The sequence below is a fragment of the Microcoleus sp. MOSTC5 genome (genome assembly GCF_036701825.1).
Lineage (GTDB): Bacteria > Cyanobacteriota > Cyanobacteriia > Cyanobacteriales > Microcoleaceae > Microcoleus > Microcoleus asticus.
This window is the reverse complement of record NZ_JAUBRK010000003.1, coordinates 71,258-84,160: the sequence shown is the minus strand read 5'-3', so window position 1 is coordinate 84,160 and position 12,903 is coordinate 71,258. Positions and strand designations below refer to the sequence as shown.

At 47.3% G+C, this 12,903-nt stretch carries 13 protein-coding genes; 8 read left to right on the top strand and 5 right to left on the bottom strand.

The window, feature by feature from the left end; all coding sequences use genetic code 11:
- Positions 1-281: 281 nt before the first annotated feature.
- Complete coding sequence (locus QUA54_RS02180; protein WP_333412904.1) at positions 282-1,700, top strand: lipid-A-disaccharide synthase-related protein; 1,419 nt, start codon at positions 282-284, stop codon at positions 1,698-1,700.
- A 224-nt stretch (positions 1,701-1,924) separates the two neighbouring features.
- Here QUA54_RS02180 and QUA54_RS02175 read toward each other — a convergent pair whose 3' ends face one another.
- Entirely contained in the window at positions 1,925-2,716 is a 792-nt protein-coding gene (locus tag QUA54_RS02175) for a 2-phosphosulfolactate phosphatase family protein (protein ID WP_333191606.1), read from the bottom strand.
- Positions 2,717-2,805: 89 nt separating this feature from the next.
- Here QUA54_RS02175 and QUA54_RS02170 point away from each other — a divergent pair, with 89 nt between their 5' ends.
- On the top strand, positions 2,806-3,699 hold the full coding sequence (locus QUA54_RS02170) for an EI24 domain-containing protein (protein ID WP_333197809.1): 894 nt from the start codon (positions 2,806-2,808) through the stop codon (positions 3,697-3,699).
- 3 nt (positions 3,700-3,702) lie between these two features.
- Here the strand turns inward: QUA54_RS02170 and QUA54_RS02165 are convergent, their stop codons facing one another.
- Positions 3,703-3,954: a hypothetical protein gene (locus tag QUA54_RS02165; RefSeq protein ID WP_333191602.1), complete on the bottom strand. Its 252-nt coding sequence runs from the start codon at positions 3,952-3,954 to the stop codon at positions 3,703-3,705.
- 474 nt (positions 3,955-4,428) lie between these two features.
- Here QUA54_RS02165 and QUA54_RS02160 point away from each other — a divergent pair, with 474 nt between their 5' ends.
- Positions 4,429-5,160: a DUF7873 family protein gene (locus QUA54_RS02160; RefSeq protein ID WP_333412901.1), complete on the top strand. Its 732-nt coding sequence runs from the start codon at positions 4,429-4,431 to the stop codon at positions 5,158-5,160.
- Positions 5,161-5,603: 443 nt separating this feature from the next.
- Positions 5,604-6,551 carry a serine/threonine-protein kinase gene (locus QUA54_RS02155; protein WP_333412899.1) on the top strand — a complete coding sequence of 316 codons (948 nt, stop codon included), beginning with the start codon at positions 5,604-5,606 and terminating at the stop codon, positions 6,549-6,551.
- Here the strand turns inward: QUA54_RS02155 and QUA54_RS02150 are convergent.
- The 3 genes from QUA54_RS02150 to QUA54_RS02140 all read right to left on the bottom strand — a co-directional run bounded on the left by QUA54_RS02150 (position 6,545) and on the right by QUA54_RS02140 (position 8,763).
- Positions 6,545-7,171 (bottom strand): J domain-containing protein, encoded by a 627-nt coding sequence (locus tag QUA54_RS02150; RefSeq protein WP_333412897.1) that lies wholly within the window; start codon positions 7,169-7,171, stop codon positions 6,545-6,547. The two genes, QUA54_RS02155 and QUA54_RS02150, sit on opposite strands and share 7 nt — an antisense overlap.
- A 130-nt stretch (positions 7,172-7,301) precedes the next feature.
- Entirely contained in the window at positions 7,302-7,895 is a 594-nt protein-coding gene (locus QUA54_RS02145) for an ATP-dependent Clp protease proteolytic subunit (protein WP_172188328.1), read from the bottom strand.
- Positions 7,896-8,103: 208 nt separating this feature from the next.
- Positions 8,104-8,763 (bottom strand): ATP-dependent Clp protease proteolytic subunit, encoded by a 660-nt coding sequence (locus tag QUA54_RS02140; protein WP_333191593.1) that lies wholly within the window; start codon positions 8,761-8,763, stop codon positions 8,104-8,106.
- A gap of 72 nt (positions 8,764-8,835) precedes the next feature.
- On the opposite strand from QUA54_RS02140, the gene QUA54_RS02135 reads away from it, so the two are divergent.
- From QUA54_RS02135 to thrB, 4 genes are all read left to right on the top strand, one after another.
- On the top strand, positions 8,836-10,071 hold the full coding sequence (locus QUA54_RS02135; protein WP_333412895.1) for a VWA domain-containing protein: 1,236 nt from the start codon (positions 8,836-8,838) through the stop codon (positions 10,069-10,071).
- Between the two features lie 222 nt (positions 10,072-10,293).
- Complete coding sequence (locus QUA54_RS02130; RefSeq protein ID WP_333055702.1) at positions 10,294-10,860, top strand: Uma2 family endonuclease; 567 nt, start codon at positions 10,294-10,296, stop codon at positions 10,858-10,860.
- A 3-nt stretch (positions 10,861-10,863) separates the two neighbouring features.
- Positions 10,864-11,358 (top strand): tetratricopeptide repeat protein, encoded by a 495-nt coding sequence (locus tag QUA54_RS02125; protein ID WP_333412893.1) that lies wholly within the window; start codon positions 10,864-10,866, stop codon positions 11,356-11,358.
- 90 nt (positions 11,359-11,448) lie between these two features.
- Positions 11,449-12,516 (top strand): homoserine kinase, encoded by a 1,068-nt coding sequence (thrB, locus tag QUA54_RS02120; protein WP_333412891.1) that lies wholly within the window; start codon positions 11,449-11,451, stop codon positions 12,514-12,516.
- The last annotated feature ends 387 nt before the right edge of the window (positions 12,517-12,903 follow it).

The following is a 12,903-nucleotide window of genomic DNA, read 5'->3' as shown; positions in this document are numbered from 1 at the left end:
TAGGGCAATTGTCGATCGGGCAATTAATTGTCAGTGCAGGCGATCGTAAGTCCCAACATTAAACAAGTTGTTTTGCCGCTTCAGAAGTTGCCATCCTAGAGTCCGAGCAACTGCTGTTAAATGCCAGATATATTTGGGTACAGCAGAGATTTTGAGCAGCGGCGGATCGGGTTCGATATTACCGTGTTTTGTACTATTTTAAACAACAATTTTCTGGTAAACTAAAGTGGAAAGTTGCTTTCCATCCCTAGACTGAAGTCGCAGGGTTTGCAGGCTATTTTTTGACAATAGAGTTTTTGAGAGAGTTGGGATTGAAATTACTTTGCCTCAGTAACGGCCACGGAGAAGACGCGATCGCCCTTCGCATCTTGCGGGAACTGCAACAGCACCCGCATCCCCCAGAATTAGCCGTGTTTCCGCTAGTGGGCGAAGGGCAAGCTTTCGCTCAACTAGAAAACGCCCGCATCATCGGCCCGGTGCAGCGGATGCCTTCGGGCGGCTTTATTTACATGGACGGAAGGGAATTTTTGCGCGATGTCAAAGGCGGCCTGATTCAGTTGACCATAGCTCAGTTTAAAACCATCCGCGCTTGGGTGCGATCGCAACAACAGTCTGGGAATCAAGACGGCGTTATTTTAGCCTGCGGGGATATTGTACCGCTGCTGTTTGCTTGGCTCAGCGGCGCGCCCTATGCCTTTGTCGGTACGGCAAAGTCCGAGTATTATTTACGCGACGAGGAAGGGCCTCTGGCTCGCAAATCCCGCGCCTTTGGTTGGTGGGGTTGGTCGCCGCGATCGGTTTATTTGCCTTGGGAGCGCTGGTTGATGACTCGATCGCGCTGTCGGGCCGTTTTTGCCAGGGACGCGCTAACCGCCGAGACTTTACAAAAGCTGGGAATTCCGGCTTACAATCTCGGAAACCCAATGATGGACGGACTCGAACCGGAAAATCCAGCCGGTTTTTACGGCCCTGACGCAGAGTTTCGGGAAATGGAGCGATCGCTCGTCATCACCTTACTCCCCGGTTCTAGAGCGCCGGAAGCCTATGCTAATTGGCTGCTAATAGTAGAGGCAGTAGCCGGAATTTTGTCGCTGTTTGCCGATCGCAAATTGTTATTTTTTGGAGCCATTTCCCCTGAGTTAAATCTAGAAGCTTTGCGGCCTAGTTTAGAATTTTTCGGCTGGCGACAAGACGGCGAAATTAGAACGCAGCGGCGAGAAGGAAGTATTTTGCGACCTCCTGTTTCTAGTGCTCAAGAAATTCGGAAAGAATCTCCTAATTTGCTATTGCCCTTGACATTTGTGCAGAGAAACGCCACGATGATTTTGACTCAGCAAAGTTTTAACGATTGTTTGTACGAAGCCGATTTAGCAATAGCAATGGCCGGAACGGCTACAGAACAATTTGTAGGTTTAGGAAAACCCGCGATCGCCATTCCCGGAAACGGCCCGCAATTTACTCCCGCTTTTGCAGAAGCTCAAAGTCGCTTGTTAGGCCCGTCATTAATTTTAGTCAAACATCCCGCCGAAGTTGCCGCTGCCGTCCAGTCTTTGCTCCGCGACCCCGACAGGTTACAGCTAATCGCAGAAAATGGCTGGCGCCGCATGGGAGAACCCGGTGCAGCAGCCAGAATTGCCGAGTGTTTAATTCAGCGGTTCGGCGGTGAATCCAGCAATTCTCAATTGCCTCCAATACACTAGGGACACAACATTAGTGATGCCCCTACCGAATATCTTTAATTTTAATTTTTAAATAATAAATTAGTTTGCTAACTACTAACTTCCGTTGTATGCAGCATCGGAATCCACGTCCTATGATTTTTATGAGGACTTGCATTCCGATGCTGCAAACCAATTTTATTGTCGTTGTCCGAGTAGGGTTCGCCTCAGCCCACCTTACTAATACACCACTCCCAGAAAAAATTTCAATTCGCCGTTTTTTCCGAAGATTGCACCCAGAAATTAGCTTGAGGAATTTTAAAATCCGACTTAACCAAAACTCCCGGTTCTCGCTGCACCGGCAGCACATCTAAAGTATCCGTTTGCGCGCAATATTTTAAATCTTCAATAACACCTAAACCGAGGAGGCGCTGGCCGTGACTGGCTCTTTCCAACAATTCGTGCAACCTATCTTGCCAGTGCAGGTAAAGAGCAATAGCAGCAAATACTTCATCGTTACCAGCAAAATCGCTCGCAGGAATACCGCTTTCTGCCAGGAGACTTTGGGCGATCGCACCAGCACAAACCGTATCTTCCAACGAATAACTCCCTTCCCAACCAGAACCCACAATCCAAATAGTTTCCGGCTGTTTATTTAACAAAAACTGCACCACAGATTTGCGGTTAATCAAAGCCGCCGTTAACACAGTTGCAGCAGCTTGCACTCGCTGCAGAGCCCGAGTACCGTTAGTTGTGCTGATAAAAATTCGCTTCCCAGCCACCTTTTCTGGCGTGCAGTCGAAGGGGGAATTCCCCATGTCAAATCCGTCAACTTTGCCACCGCCGCGCTCTCCAGCGCGAATCCGCTTGTCTGCAGGCCATTTTTCGCTCTCGGCCATCAGCTTATCTAAGTCGCTGAAAACTTGGACAGCTTCCGCCCCATTATTCAGGGCCGTTGCCATTGTCGTAGTCGCCCGCAGCACATCAACTGCGATCGCGCAAGCCGGCATTTTGTCGGCTGGCGTAAGTTCCGGGGTATGGTAAATAAAAAGCTTCACTGTTGGGCTACCTGCGATAAATCCTCATCAGCAATAATAATGGAAAGTGGATAATAGAAAATAGAGTCGAGTCCTCAAAAGCAGAAAATATGTCAAAACAGCTAAATTCAAACCCCGCTCAGGCCGCCATTACCGCACCAATTGGACTCCTGGCAGGTTTCACCTATCCTTTGCGAGCTTTCACGCTGATTTTGCAAACTCCCAAGCTGTGGACTTATGTATTAGTTCCCGTGGTGCTAAATTTTATAATTGGTATCGGTCTTTATTTAAGCTTGCTATTTCCCAGTTTGGCAGGGATAGATGTTTTAGTTACCGATTTGTCCGTCCGATTTAATGCTCTAATTGCGAGTTTTCCAGCTTGGCTGAGCTTTCTCGGCGTGTTAACAGTTGCTTTCGGCTGGCTGCTGCGCGTACTCCTAGTGTCAGGACTTTTGCTGATAATTGGATTTTTGTTAGTGCAGTTTGGCGTGATTTTAGGTTCGCCCTGGTACGGCAAACTCTCCGAACAATTGGAACTTCTGCGGAACGGTCAATTGCCCGCAGAAGCACCAATGAATTTGGCGAGTAGTTTTCGGGATATTCAAAGGGCGATCGCCTTTGAACTGCGAAAACTACAAATTTTGTTGAGCGTCGGCATACCGCTGCTGCTGCTGCATTTTATCCCTGGCGTCGGCTCTATTCTTAGCAGTTTGGGTGGCGTAGCTTTGGGCGCGACTATTGTCTGTTTGGACTTTTTAGATGCACCTTTGGAGAGGCGGAGACGACCTTTTCAGGAGAAATTGAAGATAATTTGGGCGAGTTTGCCGGCCAGCGGGAGTTTTGGTGTGGTTTGTTTGGGTTTGGTGAGCATTCCGCTGTTGAATCTGTTGGCGATTCCGCTGTGTGTGACGGCGGGAACTTTGTTTTTCTGCGATCGCATTTGGCCGGCCCGCTTTGCCCCAGAAGAAACAAAGAGCGATCGAGAAACTAACATTACCAATTAAAAACTAGGAAGATGCTTCACCCTTCGGCTGCCTCTGGGAGTTAAAACCCAAAAAGGGGCTTAAAAACAGCCAACTAAGGAAGAAGAATGAAGCTGTAAATAGCTGGACAATATCGATCGCCGACAAATATCCGTCAGATAATAGTGCAATAGTTCTATCTGTCAGCCCGAATATCCAAGAGAGAATCCCAAACAGCCAAATGCCTTTTTGGAGCATGGGCAAAAATGCTAAAACTTCGGAGTTTTGCTGGTTCATTGATTTAGCCCTTGTTTGCTAAGAATCTGATTAACGGGGCACCCCAAGGGCTTAAGGATTTTTGGTGTCTCCTCGGATTCCCTTTGTTATCTATATGTTAAGAAATGTTTCCCGATATGACAACTCGCCCTGGGAGGTATTTCCGCATCTATCTCAAGAGGTAGTTGCAGCCCCAGCAGAGAGTGATATTTGCTACACTTTGGTAGCCACGCTAGAGATTTTGCCGATTTTTTGCGAGATAAATTGCTGGGCACGGGTAGCGACGGGATCTTTTGGTACCGCGCCTACAAAAAAAAGCTTGTAATTTATATTGAATTATGTAATACTACAAGGTGAGCAAGTCTGGTTAAAGAACGATCGTGAGGTTTGTACTGAGGACTGAAATCCTCAAAGCCCTAAAAGCCACAGGACAAACAATTTGATTATCAAAATCAACCGGACTTGATGTGAGTTCAGCGTCAATAAAATCGAACAATGCCACGCTTAAATCAGATTATTGCGATCGAAAAAGGCATCAAAAGCCGCTCCGCCCAAGAACTAGCAGAAGCTCAAAAAGCGCTCCAGAAGCCCGCTGTGCTTTCTGGAATCTCCCGCACTTACCGTCCCAAAGACGAAGAAGGCGAACAACTGCCGCCCGAGTCCAAAAAAGTTGAAGTCAAAGCCGAAGAGATTATCCGCAAAACAACTGAAGTTTTGACCAAACTCTTCGACGTAACCGCAACCAAAGATTGGACAAATTGTAGCGCTCGCGCTGACGTAACTGTAGACGGAAACGTGCTTTTGAGCCAAGTTCCCGTCAGCTATTTGCTATTCATTGAAAAGCAGTTAGCAGATTTGCAAGCATTCATCAAAAAACTTCCAGTTTTAGATGCTTCGGAGACTTGGAACTTCGATGCTTCGGCCGACTGCTGGGCAACAGAACCGGTGCAAACTCTCAAGACTTTTAAAACTCCGCGCAATCACGTTAAAGCTGAAGCTACCGAGCACCATCCGGCGCAAGTCGATGTTTATTACGAAGATATTACGATCGGCTATTGGCGGACTGTCAAGTTTTCTGGAGCTTTGCCAGCACGGCGGATCAATGAGTTGCTGCAAAGGGTGGAAATCTTGCAGCAAGCTGTTATGTTCGCTCGCGAAGAAGCTAACAATTCAGAAGTTGAGGAACAGAGAGTGGGGGAGCGAATTTTTCAGTTTATTTTCCGCTAATTGCTTGCTTTTTTAATAGTTATGGTTTAAGATATAAACAGAGTACAAGTTCAATCTCAACCTTCAACTTAAACCGTACAAATGTGACAGTACAGGTTCGACTCCTGTCCCTTCTACCCAAAATAGGGGGGTAGCCCAATTGGCAGAGGCAGCATTGCGTACAAATTCAACAGCAAGTTATTACTCTAAACTCAGCATTCTCCGCCGATCGCTAAAACGAATGTCAGGAAAATCACATCATCGATGTTGCTGGTTCAACTCCAGCCTCCTCAACCAAACGCTGGGGAGTAGCTCAATCGGTAGAGCGCGATGCTATTAATCTTAAATCCTTGACTTAAATGTGATAGCGTGCGCAAATGGGCGGTAAATATAAACCCAGTAGTAAGGTCAGAACTGCTGGGTTTTATGCTAATAATTGAATCAATTTGTTAAATCCGTCAGTTGTGGACGTATCAAGGCCGATGATTTACTGCATCAACCCTCAATGCGAACAACGCGAAAATCCTGTTGCTGCTCAAAATTGTCAGGCTTGCGGCACGGATTTGTTAATTGCCGATCGCTACCGCATCCTTAAATCAGTGCGATCGCCCAATCCCGCACGCCCCACTGACATCTTTGAAGTTGAAGATTTGGGAACAGGGGAAAACGAATGGGGGACTGTAAAAGTTTTAAAAGTCTTGAAACACACCCACAATCCCGATTTACTTCGCTTGTTCCAGCAAGAAGCGCGAGCCTTGATTTGGCTGGCCGGAAAGGGCCGTGTTCCCCAAGTCGAACCTGACGGTTATTTCCAAACTAAACTTCCCCATAACTCTCAGAAATTGTCTTGTTTGGTGATGGAAAAAATTAGTGGAGAAAACTTGGCAGAATTCTTACAGAAAAACCAGTCCGTTTCTCAAACGCTCGCTCTTGATTGGCTGCAACAAATGCTTCATATTTTGCAGGAAATCCACAAATATCATTTAGTACATCGGGATATTAAGCCATCCAACCTGATGGTTGAAGCCAATGGGAAATTGAGATTAATTGACTTCGGCGCTGCAACAGAAGCAGAGAGAGATACCGCACCCATAGGTTCTGCTGGATACGCCGCACCGGAACAAATTTTAGGTAAAGCAGGCGTGCGATCGGACTTTTTTGCCCTGGGGCGTACTTTTGTACATTTATTAACAGGCATACAGCCGATCGACTTTCCCGTTAATGGAAAAACTGGTAAAATTAATTGGAGGAACCAAGCTGTAGATATTGACCCGTTACTCCTAGACTCGATCGACGAATTAATCGAACCGCTACCGGAAAACCGACCTGAAAATACCCAAGTTATTTTAGAAAAATTAAAAATTCACGACGCAGACCCCCTGCACAAGGGGGACGCAACATCGCTTCAATAAATCTGTTCCAACCTGCGAAAATCCCGCTCGACTTCCGCCCACAAAGCCCGATTGTGAGGGTCAGTTTTCACAGCCTTTTTCAAATAAATTCTCGCCTTATCAACCTGCTTTTCTCCGATCAAATGCCGTCCCCAGCGCTGATAGGCGATCGCCTGCCACTGACGCACCTCCAAATCTTCGGGAACCCGCTGGGCCAAACCCTCAATCAAGGCGATCGCCCGCGGGAACCTCTGATATTTCAGCAACTGCTGCAACTCAAAATAAGCATCTTGCTTTAACTTTTGTTCTACCGCCGACAGATCCGCATCAGATTGAACCGCAGCCTCTTTTCGAGTCACTTTAACTGCCTGCGGTTGAGCTTTCACCTCCAGATCCGGCGGTGTCCAAATAGGCGGCACAGTTGAATTGGCAACTTTCGACTCCGCAACATGGTGGGGGGCAATATTCACCAAGAACTTATAAGCCTCAGTAATAGCAATAAACTTATTCTTAGCCTGTTCGTTTCCCGGATTCACATCGGGGTGATACTGTCTCGCTAACTGCCGATAAGAGGCCTTAACTTGCGATAAACTGGCACCAGACCTCAGTCCTAACTGTCGGTAATAATCTGCAATATCCATTTAGCATGAATGAGCGTTGATAATACCATTAAATATGGCAGAATCCTTAAATGTAAAGATTCTGCCAAAATTTACTGCGAACTACGTTGTAGTGCGAGGGTTGCCCGCACTACTGTCGCGAAAAAATAACTTACGGACGATCTTCGATCACTCTGTCAATCAAGCCGTATTCCTTGGCTTCCTCAGCGGACATGAAATAGTCGCGATCCATGTCCTTCTCGATTTTCTCGATCGGCTTGCCAGTATTCTTAGCATAGATATTATTGAGTTCGTGGCGCAGCCGCAGAATCTCTTTCGCCTCAATCTGAATATCCGTTGCTTGTCCCCGCGTGCCCCCAGAAGGCTGGTGAATCATGATTCGCGAGTGAGGCAAAGCTAACCGTTTTCCTTTCGCACCGGCAGCTAACAGGAAAGAACCCATCGAAGCAGCCAAGCCCACACAAATCGTCACCACATCCGATTTAATGTGCTGCATGGTATCAAAAATAGCCATGCCTGCCGACACCATTCCGCCTGGGGAATTGATGTACAAAATAATATCCTTACCTGAATCTTCCGAATCGAGATAGAGCATCACAGCGATGATTTGATTGGCAATTTCATCGTCAATGTCCCTGCCCAAGAAAATAATTCGTTCCCGGTAGAGGCGATCGTAGATATTAATCCACTGAGTATCATAACCACCCGGCATTTTGTAGGGAACTTTTGGCACACCTATAGGCATAATTCGGAACTCCGTTTAGTTGATAATTGGTGATCGGGCAATTGGGAATCGGGCATCGGGCATCGGGCATTGGTAATTGGGAATCGGTAATTGGGAATTGTTAGTCATAAAAAGACTATTGAATAACTAATCAGGGTAGAAACTACTAGCCATTAACCCTTAATTCTTACTCATTCCCCATTCCCCATTCCCCATTCCCCATTCCCAGTTAGATGACTCCAGCCGGCAGCGGTTTCGGCAATTCTTCCGAACTTTCAAGAACGCGATCGATCAAACCGTATTCTTTAGCTTCATAAGGCGTCATGTACAGCAACCGATCCATATCTTTAGTAATCTTTTCGATCGGTTGGCCAGTACAGCTTGCAAAAATATCAAGCATTGTCGCTTTATTTGCCAGCACTTCCTTAGCCCGAATTTGAATGTCGCTTGCTTGACCCCGCGTGTAAGCCTTGGGTTGGTGCAACACAATAGAAGCGTGGGGCAAACTCGCTCGAAAGCCTTTTGTACCAGCCGCTAACAGCATCGCAGACATCCCCATTGCCGAACCGAGGCAAATAGTGTGTACGGGCGGCTTAATGTACCTGATCGTATCGCAGATAGCGAAGGCTTCTGTTTCAAAGCCGACGGGTTCGCCACTGTAACCAGAAGTGCCGGTCGAGTTGATGTAGATTTTGATCGGCTTCTCGGGGTCTTCGTACTGCAAGAACAACAGTTCAGCGATAATCAGTTCTGTTACCGCAGGCACTAGAGGCATACCCAGATAAACGATCCGCTCCTTCAGCAACAGGGATGGCAAATCGGGAGGTGGCGTCCGAGAGTTCCCTTCCCCGTAGTATGGCGATTGCACAGCTTTAATTGGTGTGTTCATATAACCGAAATGTTGCCTGAACTGATGGAGCTATTCTTAAAGAAATAGTAACGCAATCTTTAGGTATCCCGCATGAAAGTTAGTTTGCTCCCGGTTTTAAACGACCCTAACCTTGACGCTGCCGCGCCCTCAACGCAGCGCCAGCTAGCAATTTCAGTGTCTGCGACGGCAAGCTCGATCGACTCCAGCGTACCCTTAAACCTGTGCCTGATTCTCGACCACAGCGGTTCGATGGGCGGACGCCCCTTGGAAACCGTCAAACAAGCCGCCGGACGATTGCTCGACAGGTTGAAGCCCGGGGATCGCTTTTGCGCGGTGGCTTTCGACCACAAAGCCAAAGTCCTCGTGCCCAATCAAATTGTGGGAGATCCCGCTAGCATTAAACGGCAAATTGAGCAATTGCGCTCGGCTGGTGGCACAGCAATTGATGAGGGCATTAAGTTAGGTATTGAAGAGTTGGGCAAAGGCAAAAAAGAAGCTATATCTCAGGCGTTTCTGCTGACTGACGGCGAAAACGAACACGGCGACGACAGCCGCTGTTTGAAGTTGGCTAAATTGGCTGCCGACTACAACATGACTTTAAATTCTCTAGGATTTGGCGATAACTGGAACCAGGATATTTTGGAAAAGATTGCTGACGCTGGCGGCGGTGCTCTGGCTCACATTCAGCGTCCCGAAGATGCGGTTGACGAGTTTAGCAAATTATTTACTCGTATCCAAGGTGTAGGTTTGACTAATGCTTATTTGCTATTTTCACTGATGCCAAAAGTACGGTTAGCCGAACTCAAACCGATCGCCCAAGTTGCCCCGGATACGATCGAATTGCCAGTACAGCAAGAGGGCGATCGTTTTATGGTGCGCCTGGGAGATTTAATGAAGGATATAGAGCGAGTAGTTTTGGCTAATATTTATATTGGACAGTTGCCCGAAGGTACACAGGCGATCGGGCAATTGCAAATTCGCTACGACGATCCGACTGTCGGTCAAAGTTTGCTTTCCGATCCCGTTGCAGTTTCTGCTAATGTCTTAAAAGTTTATCAGCCAGCACTTAACCAGACGGTGCAGCAGCACATTTTAGCTTTGGCTAAATACCGCCAAACTCAACTCGCAGAAACTAGATTGCAACAGGGCGATCGAGCCGGCGCCGCTACGATGCTGCAAACTGCTGCGAAAACTGCTCTGCAAATGGGCGATAAAAGTGCCGCAACTGTGCTCCAAACCTCTGCTACTCGTTTGCAGGCTGGCGAACAATTGAGTGAAGCCGATCGCAAGAAAACTCGCATTGCTTCTAAAACTATTTTGAAGTAATCGCGCGATTTGAAATTTTAAATAATTTTAAATTGGGCGATCGGACAATTTGGCGATGCGAAATCGCCTCTACAAAAACGAAACCCGCGCCCAGGCGGGTTTCAATATTTTGAGTTTCGCCTCCAGAAAGCGAAAGTCAGTGTAGCCCGATTGTTTCAAGCTGTGGAGCGTGTAGAAGCTCGATCGTTTAGAATGTTTGTATCACCTATCAAGAGTGCTTGTATGAACCAGACAATATCTGATAAAGTACGCTGGACTACCGCCGATTTAGAGCTATTGCCCGATAACGGCGATCGTTATGAAATTATTGATGGGGAGCTATTTATGACTAGAGCACCGCATTGGGGGCATCAACAGACTTGTGGCAGATTTTTTTCTTGCCTTGATACTTGGTCGATGTCTACTGGTTTGGGACGAGCCGCCATCAATCCGGGTCTTATTTTCACTGATGCTGATAATGTCATACCTGATGTAGTTTGGGCGAGCAATGAACGCTTGGCTATCTTGCTAGACGAAGCAGGCCATTTAACCGCCGCACCCGAGTTAATTGTTGAAGTATTGTCCCCCGGTGCAGACAATCAGAGACGCGATCGAGATTTGAAACTCCGACTCTATTCAGTGCGAGGAGTGCAGGAATACTGGGTTGTGAATTGGCAATTGCAGCAAATAGAAGTTTATCGCAGGGAACAAGCAAGTTTAAGGCTCATTGCTACGCTGTTGAGCAATGATGAACTAACTTCGCCTTTGTTGCCCGGTTTTAGTTGTTCTGTCGCTCAAATTTTTGCCTAACTTATGAAAATATCATTTTACAATTTAATTGCTAGTCTAGTAATTTTTACTATTTTTGGTAATATATTCCTGGCTGTATCTGCTAAGTCCTCAGCAATATTAATAGCTCAAAAAACGATTGTTCAAAATCCTGCTGAAGATTTATTCAATAGTGCTTTAGCCAAATCAGAGGCAGGAGACATTCAAGGGGCGATCGCCGATTACACCGAAGCCATCCGCCTCAACCCCAACTACGCCAAAGCCCACAACAAACTGGGCATAATTCGCGCCCGCAACCTCAAAGATTATCCAGCAGCAAAAGCAGATTTCGATCGCGCCATTGAAATTAACCCCAACTACGGCGACGCTTACTACAACCGCGCCAGAGTCCGCGAGTTCTTAGAAGACAAGCCGGGGGCGATCGCCGATTATCATAAAGCAGCCGAACTATATCAAAAAGATGGCAATACCAACGATTATCAAGATGCCATCAAGCATCTTGAAATGCTGCAAAAATAGAGTGCTTTTGAAAACATAGTATAATATCCTTCGATCTGCGTTCATCCGCGTTCATCTGCGGTAAAACACTCCAAATTAACTATTCAAAAAATGTCCGTAATCTCCACCGTCACCGTTACCGTACCCGCCACAACCGCCAACCTAGGCCCCGGATTCGACTGCATCGGTGCCGCTTTAAGCCTCTACAACCGCTTCCAATTCTCCCGACTCGAACCCTCAGCAACCGAGAAACTAAAAATTACAGTTACGGGCCAAGAAGCCGCCAAAGTCAATACAGACGACAGCAATCTCGCTTATCAAGCTTTTCTCAAGTTATACGATCGCCTCCAACAATCGCCGCCGCCTGTAGCCATACATATAGATATGCAAGTGCCGCTGGCTAGAGGCTTGGGGAGCTCGGCTACAGCTATTGTCGGCGGGTTAGTCGGTGCAAATCAATTAGCTGGTGCGCCTTTGAGTCAGGTGGAAGTGATGCAGTTGGCGATCGAACTTGAAGGCCATCCCGACAACGTTGTCCCCGCTTTACTGGGAGGATGTCGCCTCGCTGCTAGCAATGCACCCCCCCAACCCCCCCTTACTAAGGGGGGGCTAAGAGAAGGATTGCCCCTCCGTGAAGCGGGGCTAACAGAACAATCACCCTTAGATTTAGATGTGGAAATTCTACCATCACCCCCCCTTAGCAAGGGGGGGCAGGGGGGGGGTTCTTGGGAGATTTGCGATATTCCCTGGCATCCGAATATTGTCTCGGTGGTAGCCATCCCCGATTTTGAACTTTCTACAGCCGAAGCGCGCCGAGTTTTGCCCGCAGATTACAGCAGGGCTGACGCGATTTTTAATGCCGCACACCTCGGTTTGCTGTTGCGGGCTTTGGAAACGGGCAATGAAAACTGGCTGCGGTGCGCCCTCCAAGACAAAATTCACCAGCCTTACCGGCAATCTCTGATTCGGGGATATGAAGCGGTGCAACAAGCTGCACTGAATGCAGGGGCCTGTGGAATGGTAATTAGCGGTGCGGGGCCGACGCTTTTGGCTTTAACGGATGCTACTAATGCTGATGCGGTTGTGAGCGAAATGGCGGCTGCTTGGATGGAATTGGGGGTAAAGGCTGATGTAAGGGCGATCGACCTCGACACCCAAGGAGCGCAAATCTCCACTTAATTATTCCACTCCTGGACGCACAACATCTACATAACCGCCTTTTGTAGGGGCAAAAGTAACAGCACTCTAGGGCATCAGAACCATCAATCATCAATTAACCGCAGGAATGATTGAAATCGGTTCCCATGCTGTATATTTATCGCCAGGATTAAAACAAATTCGCAAAGTTCGCGTTCTTGTGCCGGAACCACAGCCGCATTTTTTGCCTAAATCCTATTTGATTGACTCTTGGTTGAGGTAATCAGCACACATCTGTTTATCCTCTTCTGTTACTTTCGGATTGGTTCTGAGATAATCGCTAATCCAATTGCAGCCTAATGCCATTAGTTTATCGAAATCCCAAGCCCACAGTTTGATGGTGTAGTCAAAGCTTGCAGAAGCCAAAGT